Annotated in this window: 18 protein-coding genes; 14 read left to right on the top strand and 4 right to left on the bottom strand. The window is 58.9% G+C overall.

Translation table 11 applies throughout. The features are described 5' to 3' along the window. Positions 1-2 precede the first annotated feature (2 nt). Positions 3-1,070, bottom strand: a complete 1,068-nt coding sequence (locus tag ACN1C3_RS28200) for a DUF2333 family protein (protein WP_419119011.1) — start codon at positions 1,068-1,070, stop codon at positions 3-5. Positions 1,071-1,360: 290 nt separating this feature from the next. Here ACN1C3_RS28200 and ACN1C3_RS28205 point away from each other — a divergent pair, with 290 nt between their 5' ends. The 14 genes from ACN1C3_RS28205 (at position 1,361) to ACN1C3_RS28270 (ending at position 20,049) form a co-directional block, all read left to right on the top strand. Further along, positions 1,361-2,977, top strand: a complete 1,617-nt coding sequence (locus tag ACN1C3_RS28205) for a diguanylate cyclase (RefSeq protein WP_419119012.1) — start codon at positions 1,361-1,363, stop codon at positions 2,975-2,977. A 1,024-nt stretch (positions 2,978-4,001) separates the two neighbouring features. Beyond that, on the top strand, positions 4,002-5,045 hold the full coding sequence (locus tag ACN1C3_RS28210; protein WP_419119028.1) for a methyl-accepting chemotaxis protein: 1,044 nt from the start codon (positions 4,002-4,004) through the stop codon (positions 5,043-5,045). Between the two features lie 164 nt (positions 5,046-5,209). Further along, complete coding sequence (locus ACN1C3_RS28215; protein WP_419119013.1) at positions 5,210-6,994, top strand: protein-disulfide reductase DsbD; 1,785 nt, start codon at positions 5,210-5,212, stop codon at positions 6,992-6,994. Positions 6,995-7,125: 131 nt separating this feature from the next. Continuing rightward, complete coding sequence (gene aroQ, locus ACN1C3_RS28220; RefSeq protein ID WP_419119014.1) at positions 7,126-7,581, top strand: type II 3-dehydroquinate dehydratase; 456 nt, start codon at positions 7,126-7,128, stop codon at positions 7,579-7,581. Between the two features lie 24 nt (positions 7,582-7,605). Continuing rightward, positions 7,606-8,067 carry an acetyl-CoA carboxylase biotin carboxyl carrier protein gene (accB, locus tag ACN1C3_RS28225; protein ID WP_419119015.1) on the top strand — a complete coding sequence of 154 codons (462 nt, stop codon included), beginning with the start codon at positions 7,606-7,608 and terminating at the stop codon, positions 8,065-8,067. 17 nt (positions 8,068-8,084) lie between these two features. Next, positions 8,085-9,446 carry an acetyl-CoA carboxylase biotin carboxylase subunit gene (gene accC, locus ACN1C3_RS28230; protein ID WP_419119016.1) on the top strand — a complete coding sequence of 454 codons (1,362 nt, stop codon included), beginning with the start codon at positions 8,085-8,087 and terminating at the stop codon, positions 9,444-9,446. A gap of 243 nt (positions 9,447-9,689) precedes the next feature. After that, entirely contained in the window at positions 9,690-10,568 is an 879-nt protein-coding gene (prmA, locus tag ACN1C3_RS28235; protein WP_419119017.1) for a 50S ribosomal protein L11 methyltransferase, read from the top strand. A gap of 30 nt (positions 10,569-10,598) precedes the next feature. After that, a complete protein-coding gene (locus ACN1C3_RS28240; RefSeq protein WP_419119018.1) occupies positions 10,599-11,852 on the top strand; it encodes a DUF3426 domain-containing protein in 1,254 nt (417 codons plus the stop codon). A gap of 195 nt (positions 11,853-12,047) precedes the next feature. After that, positions 12,048-13,061 (top strand): tRNA dihydrouridine synthase DusB, encoded by a 1,014-nt coding sequence (gene dusB / locus ACN1C3_RS28245; protein WP_419119019.1) that lies wholly within the window; start codon positions 12,048-12,050, stop codon positions 13,059-13,061. Further along, positions 13,058-13,378 (top strand): DNA-binding transcriptional regulator Fis, encoded by a 321-nt coding sequence (gene fis / locus ACN1C3_RS28250; protein WP_003186237.1) that lies wholly within the window; start codon positions 13,058-13,060, stop codon positions 13,376-13,378. The genes dusB and fis overlap by 4 nt, the downstream gene beginning before the upstream one ends. 80 nt (positions 13,379-13,458) lie before the next feature. Beyond that, complete coding sequence (gene purH, locus ACN1C3_RS28255) at positions 13,459-15,066, top strand: bifunctional phosphoribosylaminoimidazolecarboxamide formyltransferase/IMP cyclohydrolase (protein ID WP_419119020.1); 1,608 nt, start codon at positions 13,459-13,461, stop codon at positions 15,064-15,066. A 153-nt stretch (positions 15,067-15,219) separates the two neighbouring features. Further along, complete coding sequence (gene purD, locus ACN1C3_RS28260) at positions 15,220-16,515, top strand: phosphoribosylamine--glycine ligase (RefSeq protein ID WP_419119021.1); 1,296 nt, start codon at positions 15,220-15,222, stop codon at positions 16,513-16,515. Between the two features lie 99 nt (positions 16,516-16,614). Then, positions 16,615-19,389 (top strand): response regulator, encoded by a 2,775-nt coding sequence (locus ACN1C3_RS28265; RefSeq protein WP_419119022.1) that lies wholly within the window; start codon positions 16,615-16,617, stop codon positions 19,387-19,389. Positions 19,390-19,452: 63 nt separating this feature from the next. After that, entirely contained in the window at positions 19,453-20,049 is a 597-nt protein-coding gene (locus tag ACN1C3_RS28270) for a MarC family protein (RefSeq protein WP_419119023.1), read from the top strand. A gap of 35 nt (positions 20,050-20,084) precedes the next feature. Here ACN1C3_RS28270 and ACN1C3_RS28275 read toward each other — a convergent pair whose 3' ends face one another. From ACN1C3_RS28275 to ACN1C3_RS28285, 3 genes are all read right to left on the bottom strand, one after another. Next, a complete protein-coding gene (locus ACN1C3_RS28275) occupies positions 20,085-20,756 on the bottom strand; it encodes a hypothetical protein (protein ID WP_419119024.1) in 672 nt (223 codons plus the stop codon). Positions 20,757-20,759: 3 nt separating this feature from the next. Continuing rightward, entirely contained in the window at positions 20,760-21,449 is a 690-nt protein-coding gene (locus ACN1C3_RS28280) for a hypothetical protein (protein WP_419119025.1), read from the bottom strand. A 72-nt stretch (positions 21,450-21,521) separates the two neighbouring features. Beyond that, on the bottom strand, positions 21,522-21,824 hold a 303-nt coding region (locus ACN1C3_RS28285; protein WP_419119026.1), incomplete at its 5' end, for a hypothetical protein.

Consider the following 21,824-nt stretch of genomic DNA (forward strand, 5'->3'; position numbering starts at 1 on the left):
ACTCAGCCTTGGGAAAGGAGTTGACGCAAATCGATAACCGCCGCGTTGGCCCGCGAAATGTAGTTAGCCATGACCAGCGAGTGGTTGGCCAGCACACCGAAGCCGCTGCCGTTGAGGATCATTGGGCTCCATACCGGCTCCTGGGATGCTTCCAGCTCACGAATGATCTGACGCACGCTGACCGTGGCGTTTTTCTTCGCCAGTACATCGGCGAAGTCGACTTCGATGGCACGCAGCAGGTGGGACAACGCCCAGGCCTGACCGCGGGCTTCGTAGAACACGTTGTCGATCTGCAGCCAAGGGGTTTCCACCACCTCTTCATCTACCTGCGGCACCTGACCCGGCGCCAGGACTTCGGTTTTCAGCGCGGTGTTGAGCTTGACCCGGCCAACGCTGGCCGACAGGCGCTGCGACAGCGAACCCAAACGGGTGCCTACATCGCCCAACCAGTTGTTCAGGTTGTCGGCGCGGGCATAGAACAGCGCGTTTTTCTGACTCGGATCGGATAGGCGCGCCTGATAGCGACTCAGGGAGTTGATGCCTTCCTGATACTCGGACTCACTGGAAGGCAGCACCCAGCTTTTGTTGTCGAAGTTGAAGCGCGGCTCGGCCTTGGCCAGATCAGCGTCTTCAGCGGACTGCGATTGCGAGCGGGCGAAGTCTTTGCGCAGGGCTCGGGTCAGGTCGCGGACCTGTACCAGCACGCCATACTCCCAACTAGGGATATCGTCCAGCCAGATACCCGGCGGAAAGCGATCATTGGAGAGGTAGCCACCGGGTTTGTGCAGCAGCGTACCGGCAACGGTCTTGAGGGTTTCCACCGTGGTGTAACCGACGACCATCTGCTTGCCTTCCTTCTCGGCAGCCACTTGAGCGTTCTGCTGAACCGGAAACAGTGCCGGCTCGCGGCTCCAGTACCAACCCACGGCCATAGCCACCAATAGGTACAGCCCCACCACCGTGGCCAAGGCACGGCTGAACAGCAAGCCACCAAGATAGCTGCGGGTTGCCGACTTGGGTTCAGCGGCACGTTCAGGCGCGCTGCCTGCGCGGTTCTTCCAGTCCAGCATGGCTATATCCTTTCAATCACTTGAGTTCATCGGTTCGACCACAACCCTACCCCATCGTGCTTCGTTTTGAGCGGATTAAATCAGCCGCAAAACGAAGCGCCGCATAATAGTCGCGCATCAAGCGGGCACTATCAATGAAGCACAGCTATCCTGCCATGCGACCCAGCAGTCAGAAAATGAATCACGTGGCTGTGCAGTTTATTGACCTACGGCACTCGTGCAATCGAAAAGAGGTGCTAGCATAGGGCCACCAGTCGATCTCAGCATGCACCCTAACTAGTAGTCAGGATATGACCGAGCCAGAAGACCCCAGCCGTGAGCGCCTCAAGCACCACTTTGCCCAGCGGGTAATTCATCAGGCACGTCAGATTCTTGAGATATGGCAACGCCTGCAACGAATCGAATGGTCGCCCACCGACATGGCGGAACTCGCTGAGGCCAACTTGCGCCTGCTGCGGTTCGCCGAACGGTTTGAACAACCCGAACACTGTCTGCTGGCGCGCAGCATCGGCCAATCGCTGGAAGCGGTGGATGCCAACCGCGGGCGTCTGAGCAGCGGGCTGATTACCGACCTCAATCGCTTGATGCAACGTTTGTCCCGCACCGGCCTGCGCCATGGCGACCAACTCGAACAAACCTTCCTGCCACCGCTGCGCAAGCCGATCTACGTGATGTTGCAAGATCACGACCGTGCCGAGCGGCTGGCCAAGCAGCTTGAATTTTTTGGCCTCAGCGCTCAGTCGCTGGACAGTGTCGCGGCATTTCGCTCCTCGCTGGTCGAACGGCTGCCCGCAGCGATCGTCATGGACGTCGACTTCTGTGGCACCGGCATGGGGCTGAAACTGGCGGCCGAAGCCCAAGAAGGCCTTGAGCACAAACTGCCGCTGCTGTTCTTCAGCCTGCTCGAAACCGACACCCCGACCCGTCTCGCGGCCGTGCGTGCCGGCGGCCAGGAATTTCTGACGGGTACCCTCGAAGCCTCGAGCCTGCTGGAAAAAATCGAAGTCCTGACCTGCGTCGCCCAATACGAACCGTACAAAGTGCTGATCATCGATGATTCACGCGCTCAGGCGTTGCACACCGAACGCCTGCTCAACAGCGCCGGGATTGTCACCCGCACCCTGATCGAGCCGATTCAAGCGATGGCCGAACTGGCGGACTTCCAGCCAGACCTGATCATCCTCGACATGTACATGCCGGCCTGCACCGGCACCGAACTGGCCAAGGTGATCCGCCACAACGACCGTTATGTCAGCGTGCCGATCATCTATCTGTCGGCCGAAGACGATCTGGACAAGCAGCTCGACGCCATGAGCGAAGGCGGTGACGACTTCCTGACCAAGCCGATCAAGCCGCGCCACCTGATCACCACCGTGCGCAACCGCGCAGCCCGCGCGCGTAATCTCAAGGCGCGGATGGTCCGCGACAGCCTGACCGGCCTGTACAACCACACCCATATCCTGCAACTGCTCGAAGACTGCAGCTTCCGCGCCCGTCGCGAAAGCAAGCCATTGAGCTTTGCGATGCTCGACATCGACCACTTCAAACGGGTCAACGACAGCCACGGCCACCCGATGGGCGACCGCGTGATCAAGAGCCTGGCGCTGTTCCTCAAGCAACGCCTGCGCAAGACCGACTTCATCGGACGCTATGGCGGCGAAGAGTTCGCCATTGTCATGCCGGACACCGATGTCGAATCGGCCTACAAAGTGCTCAATGAAATCCGTCAACGCTTTGCCGAGATTCACTACCCAGCGCAACCTCAGGATCTCTGGTGCACCTTCAGCGCCGGCGTTGTAGCGCTGCGCGAGGATTCCGACAGCCTGATGATGGCCAGCCAGGCAGACGAAGCGTTGTACTGCGCCAAGCATGCCGGGCGAAATCGTGTGCATGTGGCTCCGCAATAAAAGCAAAGTGCCACTTTTTCACCGGAATCCACCGAGCCAGTCATAAGGCTGTAACAGAAACGCAATAACTTCAGGCACTTACCATTCTGTCGTTGGTAGACCCTCGATGCGCCTGAAGCTGCTGACCAATCTCAACACCCTCCTGTTAGTCGCCGTTTGCCTCGCACTCGGTGCCACGCTCTGGTGGTCGCAACAGGCGCTGGAGCGACCCTATCTGCTGATGGAGCGTTACCTGGGTCTGTCACAACAGTTCCAGAATCAGGTGGCGCGCAATATTGAAGACTACCTGGCCAGTGGCGACGCCCTACGCTTGAGTGCGGCCAGCCAATCGCTCGAAACGCTGCAAAAAGAACTCGGCGAGCTGCCTGCCGATCTGGCGCAAAGCCTGCGCCCAAGCCTTTCGAGCCTGGATGACTTCAGCAAATCCGACCTGCTGGCTGCGGGCAAACTTGCTGGCGATCCGCAGGCTTTGCTGCTTCAGGCCGAACGTGAGCTGGGCGCCAACCTGGAACAGCTCAGCCAATACGCCACCGGCGCCAACAACCCGAATACCGCCGGTTATCTGCCCTCATTGCTGGCGGCGTCGCAGCATCTGGCCAAACTGTCGCTGGCCCGGGACAAACTGGTCAGCAGCGGTCGCAGCGAGCTGGCGGCGGATGTCGAGCGTGAAGTCGCCAGCATCCGTACCCAGGCTGAGCAACTCGAAGCCCTGCCTCTGTTGGGCGTCACGGCCAGTAGCGAATCGAACACCGATGACTACGCCGCCATGATGGGGCTGGAGAACACTGAAAAAAACGTCGCCGAAGATACTGGCATTGTCCTCAAGCGCGAACTCAATAGCCTGCTGACGCGTTACCCGGCCGAACTGAGCCGCACGCGAGAGCAGATCCAGAAACGCGCCGACCTCAGCGCCGCCACTCACCTCAAAATCACTGCGGTGCAGCAGGCAATTTCCGGTCTGGAGCCGGCCGTTCGCGCCCAGCACGGGCAAATTCAGGGGGAAGTGCGGATCATCCAAGGGCTGATGATCGGTCTGATCCTGTTGATCGCCTTGCTCATCGACACCTTGCAACGGCGCCTGGCCCGAGTGCTGACCAACCTGGCGCCGGCCTTGTCGACCTGGGCCGAAGGCGACTTCAGCCGGGATATCCAGCTGGGCGCCACCAACCGAGAGCTGCACGATATTGAAGAGTCACTGAATCGGCTGCGGGCGTATCTGGTTGATCTGGTGGGAACCATCCGGCAAAACGCCGAACAGGTCGCCGGCAGCAGCCGCGCCTTGGCCGAATTGAGCAGCGGGCTGCACAGCGGCGCCGAACGCCAGGCCGGGGACACCGCACAAATTCGCGACTCATTGGGTGAACTGGAAGCCACCATTCAGCAGGTAGCCGGCGATGCCAGCCAGGCCGCCGACGCCAGCCGTCACGCCGGGCTTGCGGTCGAGCACGGTCAGAAAGTGATCGGGCTGAGTCTCACGGGATTGCACGCCTTGGTGGGCGAGGTGCAAGGCAACGCGCAGATGATCGAACACTTGGCCGAAGAGTCGGCGACCATTGGCGGCGTGCTCACGGTTATTCGATCTATCGCCGATCAGACCAATCTGCTGGCGTTGAACGCCGCCATCGAAGCCGCCCGCGCAGGAGAGATGGGGCGAGGGTTTGCGGTAGTCGCTGAAGAAGTCCGCTCTCTGGCGCAACGCACCGCCGGCGCCACCGCCGAGATCCAGACGCTGATCGCCGGCCTGCAAATGGCCGCCCGACAATCGGTAGAAGGCATGCGCGCGCAGGTCGAACACGCCGAAGCCACAGCCAATCAGGCACAAGCGGCCGACGGTGCTCTGGATGAAATCGTCGGAGCGATCCAGACCATTTCCGACACCGCCGTGCGGATCGCCGATGTCACCGCCCAACAGAGCGGCGCCGTCAGCGAAATCCGCGATCACAGTGAGCGGATTCACCAATTGGGTGGGGATAACTTGCTGAGGATTGGTGAAGGACGCAGCCAGGGTGAGCATTTATTGGCGCTGGGCGGGCAGTTGCATACAGCCGTTCAGGCATTTCGGGTCTGAAGGGCCCCTTCGCGGGCAAGTCCGCTCCCACAGGATATATGCGATCAAATGTGGGAGCGGGCTTGCCCGCGAATGACCGCGAAGCGGTCGCTCTTGAAGCCCGCTCCCTGCACACCCCGCCTCACTCCGCTATCATGCGCACACGTTCAATACGCGAGATCGCTATGCGCCGCTTGCTCTGCCTGATGCTGTTACTCCTCGCACTGCCGGTGACTGCCGCCGGGCTGCTGGACAGTCGCCCCAGTTCGACCCTGGGTGCGATCAATAACAGCGCCGATTTCCTGCCGGTACGCGAAGCCTTTCAGTTGAGTCTGGTAGAAAGCACCCCGCAATCGATCAAGCTGCGCTTCGTCGCCACCGAAGGCTATTACCTCTACCGCCATCGCTTTCAGTTCCGCACCGAGCCTGCCGACGTCACGCTGGGTGCCGCGCAATTGCCTCAGGGCGAGAAAAAACACGATGAGTATTTCGGCGACGTCGAGGTCTACCACGGCATTCTCGATGTAGAACTGCCGCGCACGGCTGGCGATCAGCGCGCCCTTACGCTGGCCGTCACGTATCAAGGCTGTGCCGATAAAGGCCTGTGCTACCCGCCAGAAACCGAGCGACTGAGCATCGATGGCACATCCTCTTCAGTACTCAGCGCCCAGACGCCCGCAACCCGCGACCAGACGCGCTGGAACTGGCGAGAACTGGCGCTGTTTTTTCTCGCAGGTTTAGGCCTGACCTTTACCCCTTGCGTACTGCCAATGCTTCCAATCCTCTCCGGCGTGGTGCTGCGCGGCCAGGTTGGCGGCTGGCGCGGTTTCAATCTGTCGCTGGCTTACGTGCTACCAATGGCGGTCTGCTTCGCTTTGCTCGGCGCACTGATGGGGATGTTCGGCGCCCAACTGAATCTCCAGGCACGCCTGCAATCGGCTTGGGTGCTGGTACCGTTCGCACTGTTTTTCGTGGTATTTGCCCTGGCCATGTTCGGTATCTTCGAACTGAAACTGCCGCACGCTATCAGTAGTCGCCTGGACCGCGTGGCAAACCGCACCGAAGGCGGTTCCTTGTGGGGCGCAGCAGTATTAGGCGTGGTGTCGAGCCTGTTGGTTTCACCCTGCGTCTCGGCACCGTTGGCCGGCGCTCTGCTCTATATAAGCGCCAGTGGTGATGCGTTGGGCGGCGCACTGAAACTCTTCGTGCTGGGCCTGGGTATGGGCGCGCCATTGCTGCTCGTCGCCACTGGCGGAGCAGCCTGGCTACCAAAAAGCGGCTCATGGCTGATCTACGTTAAAAATGCCATCGGCGTCCTGCTGCTGGGGCTGGCGGTCGGCTTGTTGAGTCGAGTGCTGCCAGGCCAGATCACCTTACTGTTGATCGGCTTGCTGGCAGCCGGTGTCAGCCTGTTTCTCGGCGCACTGGAGTTCATCTACAAGGCCCCGAGACAGCGACTGGCACAGTTATTGGGGTTGTTTCTGTTGTTCTATGCGCTGGTCTGTTGGTACGGCGCGCTCAGCGGTCAGACCGATCCATTGAGTCCGGTCGGTCAGTCGTTCGCGGTTAACTCAACCGGTGGCGCACAAGCTCAAAGCGCCAGCGAATGGCAGACCATCAGTACGCCCGCAGAGCTCGATCGCGCCCTCGCCGAAGCCAAAACTGCCGGAACCCCGCTGCTGCTCGACTGGTACGCCGACTGGTGCATCAGCTGCAAAGTCATCGAACATGAGGTGCTTAACAACAGCCATGTCGTCGAACGACTTAAAGGCTATCGACTGATTCGCTTCGACATCACTGCCAGCAACCGCGAACAACGCGCCCTGCTCGACCGTTACAAACTGTTCGGGCCACCCGCGCTGATGTTTTTCGGCAAGGACGGCGTCGAACGCAGAGACGTGAGAGTGATCGGCGAGATCAATGCAGCGGACTTCGCCGAACGTGTCGCCAAAGCGAATGACCATATTTAATACGCTGGTCATATATTTCGCGCAAACATCGGGCATCGTGCTGGCTATTGCAGAGAACTGGACAGTCACAAAGGCTTTGCGGCATAGTCGCCGGGTTCTGACAACTGCACATAGATAACAAGGAACAGCAGATGGCGACCCTACTGGTTTTGCACGGCCCCAACCTGAACCTGCTCGGCACCCGCGAACCGGGTGTCTACGGTGCAGTAACCCTGGCTCAAATCAATCAAGATCTGGAACAGCGGGCCCGTAATGCCGGCCATCATTTGCTCTACCTGCAAAGCAACGCCGAGTACGAATTGATCGACCGCATCCATGCCGCGCGCGGCGAAGGTGTGGACTTCATTTTGATCAACCCAGCAGCTTTTACGCATACAAGCGTCGCATTACGTGACGCGCTGCTGGCGGTGAGCATCCCATTCATCGAAGTGCATTTGTCTAACGTGCACAAACGCGAACCTTTCCGCCATCACTCTTACTTCTCCGACGTTGCGGTGGGAGTGATCTGCGGCCTTGGCGCCAGCGGTTATCGACTGGCCCTGGAGGCCGCCCTGGAACAGCTTGAACAACAAGCTAAACGCCCCTGACCGACCCTTGGGAGTTGATGATTCATGGATATCCGTAAAGTTAAGAAACTGATCGAACTGCTGGAAGAGTCCGGTATCGACGAGCTCGAGATCAAGGAAGGCGAAGAATCCGTACGGATCAGCCGTCACAGCAAAACCCCTGCACAACAGTTTTACGCACCTGCACCGATGGCCGCTCCGGCTCCGGTTGCCGCGCCAGTCGCCGCTGCTCCAGTGGCCGCCGCTGAAGCCCCGGCAGCACCGAAACTCAACGGCACCGTAGTTCTGTCGCCGATGGTCGGTACTTTCTACCGCACCCCGGCACCGACTTCGCCAGCCTTCGTTGAAGTTGGCCAGAGCGTGAAGAAAGGCGACACCATCTGCATCGTTGAAGCGATGAAAATGATGAACCACATCCAGGCCGAAACCAGCGGTGTGATCGAATCCATCCTGGTAGAAAACGGCCAGCCGGTTGAGTACGACCAACCGCTGTTCACCATCGTTTGAACCGCGGAGAGCCAACGATGTTGAAACCTGCGAAGCTGGAAAAAGTCCTGATCGCCAACCGCGGTGAAATCGCCCTGCGGATCCTGCGCGCTTGCAAGGAAATGGGTATCAAGACCGTCGCGGTTTACTCGACTGCCGACAAAGAGTTGATGCATTTGGGTCTGGCCGACGAAAGCGTTTGCATCGGTCCGGCACCTGCCAACCTGTCTTACCTGCACATCCCGGCAATCATCGCGGCCGCTGAAGTCACTGGCGCCACGGCGATTCACCCTGGCTATGGCTTCCTTGCGGAAAACGCTGATTTCGCCGAACAGGTCGAAAAATCCGGTTTCGCCTTCATCGGCCCGAAAGCTGACACCATTCGCCTGATGGGCGACAAGGTTTCAGCCAAGGACGCCATGAAGCGCGCCGGCGTACCGACCGTGCCAGGCTCTGATGGCCCGCTGCCGGAAGACCCGGAAACCGCTATCGGCATTGGTCGCGAAGTCGGCTATCCGGTGATCATCAAAGCCGCTGGCGGCGGCGGTGGTCGCGGCATGCGCGAAGTGCACCGCGAAGAAGACCTGATCGAAGCGGCCAAGCAGACCCGGGCCGAAGCTGGCGCCTGGTTCAGCAACCCAATGGTCTATCTGGAAAAATTCCTGACCAACCCACGTCACGTGGAAGTGCAGGTACTTTCCGATGGCCAGGGCCACGCCATCCATCTGGGCGACCGCGATTGCTCGCTGCAACGTCGTCACCAGAAGGTTCTCGAAGAAGCGCCGGCACCGGGCATCGACGAGAGGGCGCGCCAGGAAGTGCTCGCCCGCTGCGTGAAAGCCTGCATCGACATCGGCTACCGTGGCGCCGGCACATTCGAGTTCCTTTACGAGAATGGCCACTTCTACTTCATCGAGATGAACACTCGGGTCCAGGTAGAGCACCCGGTATCGGAAATGGTCACCGGGATCGACATCGTCAAGGAGATGCTCAGCATCGCCGCTGGCAACCCGCTCTCGTACACCCAGGACGATGTGAAGATCCACGGCCACGCGCTGGAATGCCGGATCAACGCCGAAGACCCGAAAACCTTTATCCCCTGCCCAGGCATGGTCAAGCATTTCCATGCTCCAGGCGGCAACGGTGTACGGGTCGATTCGCACCTCTACAGCGGCTACAAGGTGCCATCGAACTACGACTCCCTGATCGGCAAGCTGATCACCTGGGGGGCGACGCGCGATGAAGCCATGGCACGCATGCGCAATGCGCTGGATGAAATCGTTGTCGACGGGATCAAAACCAACATCCCGCTGCACCGCGACCTGGTACGCGATGAAGGCTTCTGCGAAGGCGGAGTCAACATCCACTACCTGGAACACAAGCTGGCCAAGCAGCACTAAGCTTGATCCAGACCAACAAAGCCGCTTTCGAGCGGCTTTGTTGTTTCTGGAGATTGCTGAATTGCCTTGGCTCACGCAAACCCCTGTGGCGAGGGAGCTTGCTCCCTCGCCACAGAACCGATTCAACGCCTCATACCGCGCCGAACCTTGGCAACCCGGTCGTCTTCTGCGCTCGCCTCGCGTAAACTTGCGTGCTTCCCGCAGCCCGCTAGGCTGCAATTACATTTTTCAAAGGTGCCCGCCATGCCTTGGCTGCAAGTCCGTCTCGCCATCAGCCCAGAACAAGCCGAAACCTACGAAGACGCTTTCCTTGAAGTCGGCGCCGTTTCGGTGACCTTCATGGACGCCGAAGATCAGCCGATCTTCGAACCGGAACTGAACACTACCCCGCTGTGGTCCCACACTCATCTGCTGGCGCTGTTCGAAGACGGCACTGAAGCCGCGAGCGTACTGGCCCACATGGAGTTGCTGACCGGCGGCCCGTTGCCAGAGCATCATAGCGAAGTGATCGAAGACCAGGACTGGGAACGCAGCTGGATGGACAACTTCCAGCCAATGCGTTTCGGTCAGCGTCTGTGGATCGTCCCGAGCTGGCACGCTGCACCGGAGCCGGACGCAGTCAACCTGCTGCTCGATCCAGGCCTGGCGTTCGGCACCGGCACCCACCCGACAACCGCGCTGTGCCTGGAATGGCTCGACGGCCAGGACCTGAAGGGTTGCAACGTACTGGACTTCGGTTGCGGTTCGGGGATTCTGGCGATTGCTGCCCTGCTGCTGGGCGCCAAAGAAGCCGTCGGTACCGACATCGACGTGCAGGCGCTGGAAGCATCCCGCGACAACGCCGGGCGCAATAACATCGCCGAAGCATTGTTCCCACTGTATCTGCCACAGGATTTACCGCAGGTTCAGACCGACGTACTGGTCGCCAACATCCTCGCCGGCCCACTGGTTTCGCTTGCGCCGCAACTGTCCAGCCTGGTCAAGCCGGGCGGCCGTCTGGCGCTGTCGGGCATTCTCGCCGAACAAGGCGAAGACGTCGCAGCGGCCTACGCTCAGGACTTTGATCTGGACCCGATTGCCAATCGCGAAGGTTGGGTGCGCATCACCGGCCGTCGGCGCTAGAATGGACGCCTGCATAAACCGGATTGCCGCATGACCGACAGCTTCGTCACCCAGTGCCCGCATTGCCAAACCAGCTTTCGCGTCAGCCACGCCCAATTGAGCGTGGCCCGCGGAGTGGTTCGTTGCGGCTCATGCCTGCAGGTGTTTAACGCCGCACGGCAGTTGCTCGAGCAACGCACTGGCAAGGAAGCCGTCGCACCCGACGTGACCACACCGGTCGAACCACCGCCACAGCGGGCCATCAGCCAGAAACAATGGACGGCCGCCGAACTCAATCTGGACGACCTCGACCTCGACGAAGAACTCGCCAAGCTTGAACAACGGGAAATCCAGCCAACCAAGGAATTCGGCCAAGAGCGTAAACACAAAGAAGATTCACTGAGCGCGCGCCGGGACACCACCAGCGACGAGGAAGAACAGTGGTCCGACAGCCTGTTCAGCGGCTCGGCTGCCGAACGTGCAGAAGCGATTGAGCCGGTTCAGCTTCCAGCTGACACACATACCCAGCCGACAGTCCCGCCCGTCGAACCAGGCAAACCCCGCCGCACCGAACCCTCTCTCTCTTTCGAACTTGACGACCTGACCGACGAACCCATGGCGCCGCCTATGCGCCTGGACCTGGAGCCGTCAGCACAAGAACATCACGAACGCCTGTCGGCGACCGATGATGTCGACGAAGAGATGCTGGAAGCCGAGCCACCGCGCAAGAAGCACGCACACAGAGAGCCTAGCGTCCACGATGATGTGTTAGATGAACTCATCGACGAACCGGTGCACATTGATTGGCAAAAGCGCCGCTCACCCTGGGGCAGGCGCTTCTTCTGGGGATTACTGATTCTGCTAGGCACCGCCGCACTGGCGGGTCAATACATCGCCTATCACTTCGACGAATTGGCCCGCCAGGACCAATACCGGCCATGGTTCCAGCAACTGTGCCCGAAAATCGGCTGCGCAGTGCCGTCCAAAGTCGATATCGCCCGCATAAAGAGCAGCAATCTGGTGGTGCGCAGCCATCCGGATTTCAGTGGCGCACTGGTGGTCGATGCGATCATCTACAATCGCGCTCAATTCTCTCAACCGTTCCCGTTGCTGGAGTTACGCTTTGCCGACCTCAACGGGCACCTGATCGCCAGCCGGCGTTTCAAGCCGAGCGAATACCTCAACGGCGATCTTGAAGGTCTGGCAGAAATGCCACCACAGACGCCGATCCATATCGCCCTCGATATCCTTGATCCAGGCCCCAAAGCCGTCAATTACAGCCTGAGCTTCCACTCGCCCGAGTGAAACGCTTCAGTCAATCGCCACGACTGCGCATTGACGGCGATTTTCTGACCTTTGCGCGCCGAACCAAACTGCTGGCGATAACCGAATAACTGTTCAGATTTTATCCAATTCGGCCTTTATCCGGTCATCGAGAGCGGGTATCATGCCAACCCTTTTTCGAACTCTAATGATCCGGCCCCACAACAGGGAAGCCCTATGTCGGCGGTACGCATCGGTCCATATACATTGCCTAACGGCTTGATTCTCGCCCCCATGGCGGGGGTCACTGACCAGCCCTTTCGTCAGCTGTGCAAACGGTTGGGCGCAGGCCTTGTAGTCTCGGAAATGGTCACCAGCGACATGAGCCTGTGGAACAGTCGCAAATCGCGTCTGCGCATGATCCACGAAGGTGATCCCGAGCCGCGCTCGGTACAGATCGCCGGCGGTGATGCACAAATGCTGGCGGATGCCGCCCGCGCCAACGTCGAGTTGGGCGCACAGATTATTGATATCAACATGGGTTGTCCGGCGAAGAAGGTCTGCAACAAGGCCGCCGGCTCCGCGTTGTTGAAAGACGAAGCGTTAGTGAGCGAGATCCTGCATGCCGTCGTGGCGGCAGTCGATGTACCGGTCACCTTGAAAATACGCACCGGTTGGGACCGGGAGAACAAGAACGGTCTGACGGTGGCGAAAATCGCCGAGCAGGCAGGAATCACGGCGTTGGCGGTCCATGGCCGAACCCGTGCCGATCTGTACACCGGTGAAGCCGAGTACGACACCATTGCCGCGATCAAGCAGGCAGTGTCGATTCCGGTCTTCGCCAACGGCGATATCGACTCGGCCGAGAAAGCCCGGTACGTGCTCCATGCGACCGGCGCCGATGGTCTGTTGATTGGCCGGGCCGCCCAAGGGCGACCGTGGATTTTTCGTGAGATCGAACACTTTCTGCGTACCGGCGAAACACTCCCGGCACCGGAGCTGTTCGAGGTGGAACGTATTCTGCTAGAGCATCTGGCCGCGCTGCATGCCTTCTATGGGGATGTCATGGGCGTACGCATTGCTCGCAAGCATGTGGGCTGGTATCTCGCAACCCTGCCGGGCGCCAGGGAGTTTCGCGCCCACTTCAATCGTTTGGATGATACGGAAGCACAGTGCGCCAACGTTCGTGAGTTTTTCGCCGAACGATACAAGAGCCTGGTGACAGGGGACGGAGAAGGGGTGGCCGCATGACGATGATGACCGAGACTTTAGTGAGTGGAACAACACCCGTGAGCGACAATGTGAATTTGAAACAGCACCTCAATACACCGAGCGAAGAGGGTCAGACCCTTCGCGGGAGTGTCGAGAAGGCGCTGCACAATTATTTCGCCCACCTTGAGGGCGCTGCCGTCACGGACGTGTACAACCTTGTGCTCTCCGAAGTCGAGGCGCCACTGCTCGAAAGCGTGATGAACTACGTCAAGGGTAACCAGACCAAGGCCAGCGAGTTGCTCGGTCTGAACCGTGGCACCTTGCGCAAGAAACTCAAGCAGTACGATCTGCTGTAAGCATTCAATCAAACCAGAAAGGCGCCCGCGTAAACCGGTCGCCTTTTTTGCTGACTCCTTTGCTTTTGATGGAAATTGAGATGACCGACCAGACTACCCGCCTGCCGATCCGCCGCGCCTTGATCAGCGTTTCCGACAAGACCGGGATCCTCGACTTCGCCCGCGAGCTGGAAGCACTGGGCGTTGAGATCCTCTCCACCGGTGGTACGTTCAAGCAGCTACAGGACAACGGCGTGGCCGCAGTGGAAGTCGCGGACTACACCGGTTTCGCAGAAATGATGGACGGTCGGGTCAAGACCCTGCACCCGAAAATCCACGGCGGGATCCTCGGCCGTCGCGGTATCGACGACGCTATCATGAACGAGCACGGCATCAAGCCGATCGACCTGGTTGCAGTCAACCTCTACCCGTTCGAAGCCACTATCTCCAAACCAGGTTGTGATCTGCCAACGGCTATCGAGAACATCGATATTGGCGGCCCGACCATGGTTCGCTCCGCGGCCAAGAACCACAAAGACGTGGCCATCGTGGTTAACGCCAGCGATTACAGCCAGGTGCTGGAAAGCCTCAAGGCCGGCGGCCTGACTTACGCACAGCGTTTTGACCTGATGCTCAAGGCCTTCGAACACACTGCCGCCTACGACGGCATGATCGCCAACTACATGGGCACCGTGAACCAGGCGGCTGAAACCCTCAGCACTGAGGGCCGTAGCCAGTTTCCGCGCACCTTCAACAGCCAGTTCATCAAGGCTCAGGAAATGCGCTACGGCGAGAACCCGCACCAGAGCGCGGCGTTCTACGTTGAGGCCAAGCCTGCCGAAGTTGGCATCGCCACCGCGACCCAGCTGCAAGGCAAAGAACTGTCGTACAACAACGTGGCCGATACCGACGCCGCGCTGGAATGCGTGAAGAGTTTCGTCAAGCCAGCCTGCGTCATCGTCAAGCACGCCAACCCGTGCGGCGTTGCGGTCAGCCCGGACGCCGAAGGTGGTATCCGTCAGGCTTACGAACTGGCTTACGCGACCGACACCGAGTCGGCGTTCGGCGGCATCATCGCCTTCAACCGCGAGCTGGATGCTGAAACCGCCAAGGCCATCGTCGAGCGTCAGTTCGTCGAAGTGATCATCGCTCCAAGCGTCACCGAAGAAGCCCGCGCCATTGTTGCAGCCAAAGCCAACGTGCGGCTGCTGGTCTGCGGCCAATGGTCGGCTGATCGCGTACCTGCCTGGGACTACAAGCGCGTCAATGGCGGCTTGCTGGTACAGAGCCGCGACATCGGCATGATCGGCAGCGAAGACCTGAAAGTAGTGACCAAACGCGCCCCGACCGAGCAAGAGATCAACGACCTGATCTTCGCCTGGAAAGTCGCCAAGTACGTCAAATCCAATGCCATCGTCTACGCCAAGAACCGCCAGACCATTGGTGTCGGCGCCGGTCAGATGAGCCGTGTGAACTCCGCGCGCATCGCTGCAATCAAGGCTGAACACGCCGGTCTGCAAGTACAGGGCGCGGTCATGGCCTCGGACGCCTTCTTCCCGTTCCGTGACGGCATCGACAACGCAGCCAAGGTCGGCATCACTGCGGTGATCCAGCCAGGCGGCTCGATGCGTGACAACGAAGTGATTGCAGCGGCTGATGAAGCTGGTATTGCCATGGTGTTCACGGGAATGCGTCACTTCCGTCATTAATCTGTTTGATCGTACCCACGCTCTGCGTGGGCACGCAGCCCGGGACGCTCCGCGTCCCACGGCATCGGACGCAGAGCGTCCGTAGAGGCATTCCCACGCAGAGCGTGGGTACGATCAGCGTCCCCCGAATTAGCGTCATCCGAGGTTTTTGAAATGAATGTTTTGATCATTGGCAGCGGTGGCCGTGAACACGCCCTGGCCTGGAAAGTAGCTCAGGATCCGCGCGTCGCAAAAGTATTCGTCGCTCCGGGCAACGCCGGTACTGCCATTGAAGCCAAGTGCGAAAACGTCGCTATCGACGTGCTGGCCCTTGAGCAGCTGGCAGAGTTTGCCGAGAAGAATGTTTCCCTGACCATCGTGGGTCCGGAAGTGCCACTGGTGGCCGGTGTTGTCGATCTGTTCCGCTCACGCGGCCTGGATTGCTTCGGTCCGACCGCGGGCGCTGCTCAACTGGAAGGTTCCAAAGCATTCACCAAAGACTTCCTGGCTCGCCACAAGATTCCGACCGCCGACTACCAGAACTTCACCGAGATCGAGCCTGCCCTGGCTTATCTGCGTGAAAAAGGCGCACCGATCGTGATCAAGGCCGACGGCCTGGCCGCCGGTAAAGGAGTGATCGTCGCCATGACCCTGGTTGAAGCCGAAGACGCCGTACGTGACATGCTCGCCGGCAATGCTTTCGGCGAAGCTGGCTCACGCGTGGTCATCGAAGAATTCCTCGACGGCGAAGAAGCCAGCTTCATCGTCATGGTCGACGGCAAGAACGTTCTGCCGATGGCCACCAGCCAGGACCACAAACGCGTCGGCGACGGCGACACCGGCCCGAACACTGGCGGCATGGGTGCCTACTCCCCTGCCCCGGTGGTCACCGCCGAGGTGCATCAGCGCGTGATGGATCTGGTGATCTGGCCGACCGTGCGTGGCATGGCCGAGGAAGGCAACGTTTACACCGGTTTCCTCTATGCCGGTCTAATGATCGACAAGGCTGGCAATCCGAAAGTCATCGAGTTCAACTGCCGCTTCGGCGATCCGGAAACCCAACCGGTCATGCTGCGTCTGCAGTCAAGCCTGGTGCTGCTGATCGAAGCGGCTCTGGCTCAAGCGCTGGACAAGGTCGAAGCCCAATGGGATCCACGTCCAAGCGTGGGTATCGTTCTGGCAGCCGGCGGCTATCCTGGTGATTACGCCAAAGGCGTGGCCATTGAAGGTCTGGATGCAGCGGCCACACTGGAAGGCAAAGTCTTTCACGCTGGCACCGCACTGAAAGATGGTCAGGTGGTTACCGCTGGCGGCCGAGTGCTCTGCGCCACTGCCTTGGGTCAGAGCGTCGACGCGGCTCAACAACAAGCTTACAAACTGGCAGCCAAAATCGATTGGCAAGGCTGCTTCTACCGTAAGGACATTGGCTACCGAGCCATTGCCCGCGAGCGTGGCGAAAATCAGGAATAAGCTATCCATTTGGCTAGGCAAGGGCCCTTGGCCCTTGCCGCACTATTCCAGCCCCGCGCATAGTTGTAATCTGGCATCAACCTACGAAGGGATTTCGCCGTGCGCTGGCTCAGGATTGCCATAGGTTTCACCGTCAGCCTGCTGACTCTGCTCTGTTTGCTACCGGTTCAGGCCGCGCAAGGCAGTGGGTGGGCGATATTGCTCGACGAAACGGCCGACCTGCAACTGAGCGACATCCGTTCTCCGCGCTTCACCAATCAATTCAGCCCGATCGAACTGAACCAGCTGACCGCTGCCGAGCCAGACGGTGCCTTATGGTTGCGCTTCAAACTCCAGCCCGGCAAACACGAGCAACTGCTGCGCATTTTCGCGCCAGATCTGGCTCACCTTAATTTATACGTGCTCGACGACGACAAGCTCATCGAGCAAGTGAACACCGGCACCGATCAGCCACAGGCCGAGAGACCGTTGCCCAGCAGCGACTTCATGCTGCCGCTGCCGCAAAGTGAAAAAACCCTCGACGTGTATTTACGGCTGGTTTCCGAGCACGAGCTACGTCCTTACATCACCTTGCAATCGGCGGTCATGACCGCAGCAGATCAAGGCCAGACATTGATCTATGGTCTGCTGTTCGGCTGTTTGGCGATGCTGATCCTGCATAACCTGACGCGCTACGCCTACACCCGTTCCCGAAGCAGCGTATGGCTGGCCTCCTGTGAAGGTCTGTTACTGCTCAGTCTGCTGCTGCTACTGAATCTCGTCGGCCCCTGGCTGCCGGACTGGCACGCCGTACAAACGCCTGGCGCGTATCTGGCCTTGCTGTTTACAGCGCCTTGCGGCCTGATGTTCGCCTACCGATTCTTCGCCCCCCTTGGGCCCCATCCGCTGAACAAACTGTTGCTGGGCAACATCCTGTTCATCACCGTGTGCAGCCTGCTGCTGCTATTCGTCAATACCCTGCCGCTGAACATCATTACCTACGCCTTGGTGGCCCTCGCTGGCTTGAGCATGCTGTTCGTCGCCGCTTATCACTGGCAGAAAGGCTACCGCCCGGCACGCCTGTTCGTTGTGGCCATGGTGATTTTCAACATCGGTACTCTGATCATTCTGCCAGCACTGTTGGGACTGACGCTGGTGGCTCCGCAAGGTCTGATCATGACGTTGTTGGGCTTCATCTGCATCAGCGGCATTTTGATGAGCATCGCTCTGGGTGAACGTCAACGCAGCATCACCGAAAACCGCTTCAGCATCAGCCGCGACCTGGCTGCCAGCAACGCCGAGATCAACGCCAAAGCCGAGTTCCTGGCGAAAATCAGCCACGAAATCCGCACACCTATGAATGGCGTGCTGGGCATGACCGAGCTGCTGCTGGGCACTCCGTTGTCCGTCAAACAGCGGGACTATGTGCAGACCATCCACAGCGCCGGAAACGAACTGCTCACGTTGATCAACGAGATTCTCGACATCTCCAAACTCGAGTCCGGGCAAATCGAACTGGACGATGTGCAGTTCGACCTCAACGCCCTGATCGAAGACTGCCTGTGTATTTTCCGCGCCAAAGCCGAGCAGCAAAATGTCGAGCTGATCAGTTTTATTCAACCGCAAGTACCACGGGTGATCAGCGGCGACCCCACACGCTTGCGCCAGACACTGCTGAGCCTGCTGGAAAACGCGCTGAAGAAAACCGACGAAGGCGAAATCCTGATCGTCGTCGCCCTCGACGAACGCAGTGCCAAACCGCGGCTACGCATCGCGGTACAAGACAGCGGCGCACCGATGGACGCCAGCGAACGCGATGCCTTGCTGCACGCCGAATTGCACAGCAAAAACTTCCTCGCTGCTACGCGCCTGGGTGGCAACCTGGGATTGCTCATCGCACGCCAGTTGATCCTGCTGATGCACGGTGAGTTCGGAATCAAAAGCGGCAACAACAGCGGCAGCACACTCTGGCTGACCTTGCCCCTGGACCCGGAACGTCTTGAGCACCCAACCTGCGACCTTGATGGCCCGCTGCAAGGCGCCCGAGTGCTGGTGGTGGATGACAACGACACCTGCCGCAAAGTCCTGGTGCAGCAATGCAGCGCCTGGGGGCTGAACGTCAGCGCGGTCCCATCCGGCAAGGAAGCCTTGGCCCTGTTGCGGACCAAGGCACACCTGCGCGACTACTTCGACGTGGTCCTGCTCGACCAGAACATGCCCGGCATGACCGGCATGCAGCTGGCGGCGAAGATCAAGGAAGACCCGAGCCTGAACCACGATATTCTGCTGATCATGCTCACTGGCATCAGCAACGCGCCGAGCAAGATCATCGCGCGCAATTGCGGGGTCAAACGCATCCTGGCCAAACCGGTCGCCGGCTACACCCTCAAGACCACCCTGGCCGATGAGCTGACCCAACGCAACAAAGGGTTTGTCGTGCCCCATCACGCGCCAGGCGCGCCTGTACCCATCAAGGTGCCCAGCGATTTCCGCATCCTCGTCGCTGAAGACAACAGCATCTCGACCAAAGTCATTCGCGGCATGCTTGGCAAGCTCAACCTGCAACCGGACACCGCCAGCAACGGCGAAGAAGCCCTGCACGCAATGAAAACCCAGCGTTACGACCTGGTGCTGATGGATTGTGAAATGCCAATCCTCGACGGTTTTTCCGCTACGCAGCAACTGCGCGCCTGGGAAGTCGGTAACCAGCGCCTGCGCACACCCGTAGTGGCCCTGACCGCGCATATTCTGACCGAGCACAAGGAGCGCGCACGCCAGGCCGGCATGGACGGACACATGGCCAAACCGGTCGAGTTGTCGCAACTTCGTGAGTTAATCGAGCATTGGGTTACACAACGCGATTTGCAAAATCAGCCAACGGCTCAAACCTCCTGAGCCGACAGACTGCGCAACGCCTGATAGACTCTGCGACGCCCTCCTTCGCTGCGAGCTCCAACCATGCTCCACGTGCTGTTCAGCGTTTACCTGAAGATGCTGGTGCTCTATAGCCCCTTCTTCGTTCTGTCCTGCTTCATCAGTCTGACTCGCGGCTATTCCAGCAAGGAACGCCGACGCTTGGCCTGGAAAGTCGCCCTCGCGACCCTGGTTTCCAGCGTCTTGCTGTACCTGTTCGGACGGGTGATTTTCAGCGTGTTCGGCATCACCGTGGACGCCTTCCGTATCGGCGCCGGGAGTGTGCTGTTCATCTCGGCGCTGGGTATGGCTCAAGGCAAATCAGCGATTCAGACCGACAACGTGCAGCAGGACGTGACCATCGTCCCGCTGACCATACCCCTGACAGTCGGCCCCGGCACCATCGGTGCGCTGCTGGTCATGGGCGTTAGCCAGCCACACTGGGACGACAAGCTTACAGCCATCCTCAGCATCGCCCTGGCCAGTTTCACCGTCGGCGTGGTGCTCTACCTGTCGAATCGCATCGAACGCATTCTTGGCGATCAAGGTTTGCAGATTGTCAGCCGGTTGATGGGGTTGTTCGTGTGTGCGCTCGCGGCACAGATTATCTTTACTGGAGTCAGAGGGTATCTGGTGCCGTAATGCGGGCATGCATCAGGGCGAGGCCCTGATGCACCCTAGGGTTGCAGCTTCAGAATAAATCGCCTTTGGTAGCCATCAATTTTCCTGTGTACTCCCAGACGATTTTCAGCGAATAAATCTCTGTTGAACGTGAACGCCCCACCAATCGCCTGAACCACAATGTCATAGTCGCTTTCTGTCCAAAACAGAAAATCCCGCAGCGTGGTGGTTGAGGTGTAATGCATTCCACACAGAAACAGGACGACCTCCCCCGCCGACGTTTGCTCGCAGGGAGCCACCTGGAAAACCCCCGCCTTATCAGTCGATATTTGCTCGTTGAAGAACGCTCTGGCAAAACTGTTTAGCTGAAGTGCTTCGTAGCTCTCACGTAACAGCTGCGCAAGCCTGCTGGAGCCTGCCTCACGGGTGATCGCAAAGGAATAGCGCTGTAACTCCCAAGGGGTTGATATCTTGCGTGGCTCGCTCGAAATAACGGATCTCAATCCAAAACCTGCTTTCAACAGCCGTCCTTGATAATGGTCGATCCACTTTTTCGGTAGTTTCCCCTGATCATATTTTTCGGAAGCGGCCAGCTCTGCATACAGCAAACAATCCTGAATATCCTGTTTGTCTTGCGGTGATATTTGCGGGGTGAAAGAAACCAGACATTTACCGACGACAGCAGCCTTGTGGGACAAGGCTGCCGATAGCGACTCCTCGTTGCTCATGCATCACCCCTCACGGATCTGGGGCGCAATTGTTGACAACAAATACTGATGGGGCTCAAGCAACTGGGTCATTCGGTCTCGCTGCCTCGCAAATACTCTTTGCGAGAGCTCCATCGAGCAATACCTGACCGACAGGCTCGACAACAATTTGTCAGTGGAAAAAAGCTGATCAACTGCACTCAGCCCTACAACCTCTGAAGTTTCAAAACTCAGGAACAGCACATTCATCGTCGAACCGTGATTGCACAAAGCAATGAGTAACCGAACCCTGGTGGCTGATGGCCCACCCGTTTCAGAGGACGCGAGCCGCTGCGTCTTAATGGTATGGTTGCGTAAGGTAGGGAGTTCGGCCACGGCCTTGAGACCGAGAAGAACAGCTACAACGTGCGTCACTGGCAGATGAGCGGTCAGTTCTTTTTCAACGACTCCCGTCACAGAGAACTCGCCAGGAAATTCCAGTTCATACGAGCGACTCTCCTGAGTGTGAACTTTCCAACCACAAACACCCAACGCCATCATGAAACCCGCATACCACTCGGCACTCTCCGAGAACCCTGGATGGTCTTTGTTGGCTCTGAGCTGAGCCGCCAGATTTGAGTGCAAAATATCCTCTCTGAGCTGAGTTTCCACTCCACCCGAAAACACCACCAGTTCACCAGCGCAGAGGCACACTTGATTATCTTTAACGTCCATGTCAGTTAAACCCTGATCAAATTAATGGGCATAAAAATCGAGAGCTTCGGCCGCCCGCAGCTCTCGAGTGACTTAAGTCAGGTGTTCGAAATATTCCGTCCTGTCACCATCGACGAAGTTTTGAATCCTGGTTCTAAACTTGTTGTAGACACGCTGATTCAGGCTACGGCGACCTGCTGCGCGATAAAGCTTGATGTCCTCGCCATAGTATTTAAAAAACAGGACTTTCGTGACAAGCGACTTGGTCAGTAAGCGCTCCATGAACCCCACATTCAAAGCCGCCACCTGATCCCCGATGCTGTGCTCCCGATTCTTTTCCGGAGCCCGCACCTCATGATGCGTCCCGACGCCAAAGTCGAAAAAGTCTATCTCTAC

It is taken from the genome of Pseudomonas sp. H11T01 (assembly GCF_048515765.1).
Taxonomy (GTDB): domain Bacteria; phylum Pseudomonadota; class Gammaproteobacteria; order Pseudomonadales; family Pseudomonadaceae; genus Aquipseudomonas.

Coding starts and splice junctions, on each gene's coding strand:
- accC (WP_419119016.1), top strand. CDS start 8,085: ATGTTGAAACCTGCGAAGCTGGAAAAAGTCCTGATCGCCAACCGCGGT.
- aroQ (WP_419119014.1), top strand. CDS start 7,126: ATGGCGACCCTACTGGTTTTGCACGGCCCCAACCTGAACCTGCTCGGC.
- ACN1C3_RS28205 (WP_419119012.1), top strand. CDS start 1,361: ATGACCGAGCCAGAAGACCCCAGCCGTGAGCGCCTCAAGCACCACTTT.
- purH (WP_419119020.1), top strand. CDS start 13,459: ATGACCGACCAGACTACCCGCCTGCCGATCCGCCGCGCCTTGATCAGC.
- prmA (WP_419119017.1), top strand. CDS start 9,690: ATGCCTTGGCTGCAAGTCCGTCTCGCCATCAGCCCAGAACAAGCCGAA.
- accB (WP_419119015.1), top strand. CDS start 7,606: ATGGATATCCGTAAAGTTAAGAAACTGATCGAACTGCTGGAAGAGTCC.
- purD (WP_419119021.1), top strand. CDS start 15,220: ATGAATGTTTTGATCATTGGCAGCGGTGGCCGTGAACACGCCCTGGCC.
- ACN1C3_RS28240 (WP_419119018.1), top strand. CDS start 10,599: ATGACCGACAGCTTCGTCACCCAGTGCCCGCATTGCCAAACCAGCTTT.
- ACN1C3_RS28275 (WP_419119024.1), bottom strand. CDS start 20,756: ATGAGCAACGAGGAGTCGCTATCGGCAGCCTTGTCCCACAAGGCTGCT.
- dusB (WP_419119019.1), top strand. CDS start 12,048: ATGTCGGCGGTACGCATCGGTCCATATACATTGCCTAACGGCTTGATT.
- ACN1C3_RS28280 (WP_419119025.1), bottom strand. CDS start 21,449: ATGGACGTTAAAGATAATCAAGTGTGCCTCTGCGCTGGTGAACTGGTG.
- ACN1C3_RS28215 (WP_419119013.1), top strand. CDS start 5,210: ATGCGCCGCTTGCTCTGCCTGATGCTGTTACTCCTCGCACTGCCGGTG.
- ACN1C3_RS28270 (WP_419119023.1), top strand. CDS start 19,453: ATGCTCCACGTGCTGTTCAGCGTTTACCTGAAGATGCTGGTGCTCTAT.
- ACN1C3_RS28210 (WP_419119028.1), top strand. CDS start 4,002: ATGATCGGTCTGATCCTGTTGATCGCCTTGCTCATCGACACCTTGCAA.
- ACN1C3_RS28200 (WP_419119011.1), bottom strand. CDS start 1,070: ATGCTGGACTGGAAGAACCGCGCAGGCAGCGCGCCTGAACGTGCCGCT.
- fis (WP_003186237.1), top strand. CDS start 13,058: ATGACGATGATGACCGAGACTTTAGTGAGTGGAACAACACCCGTGAGC.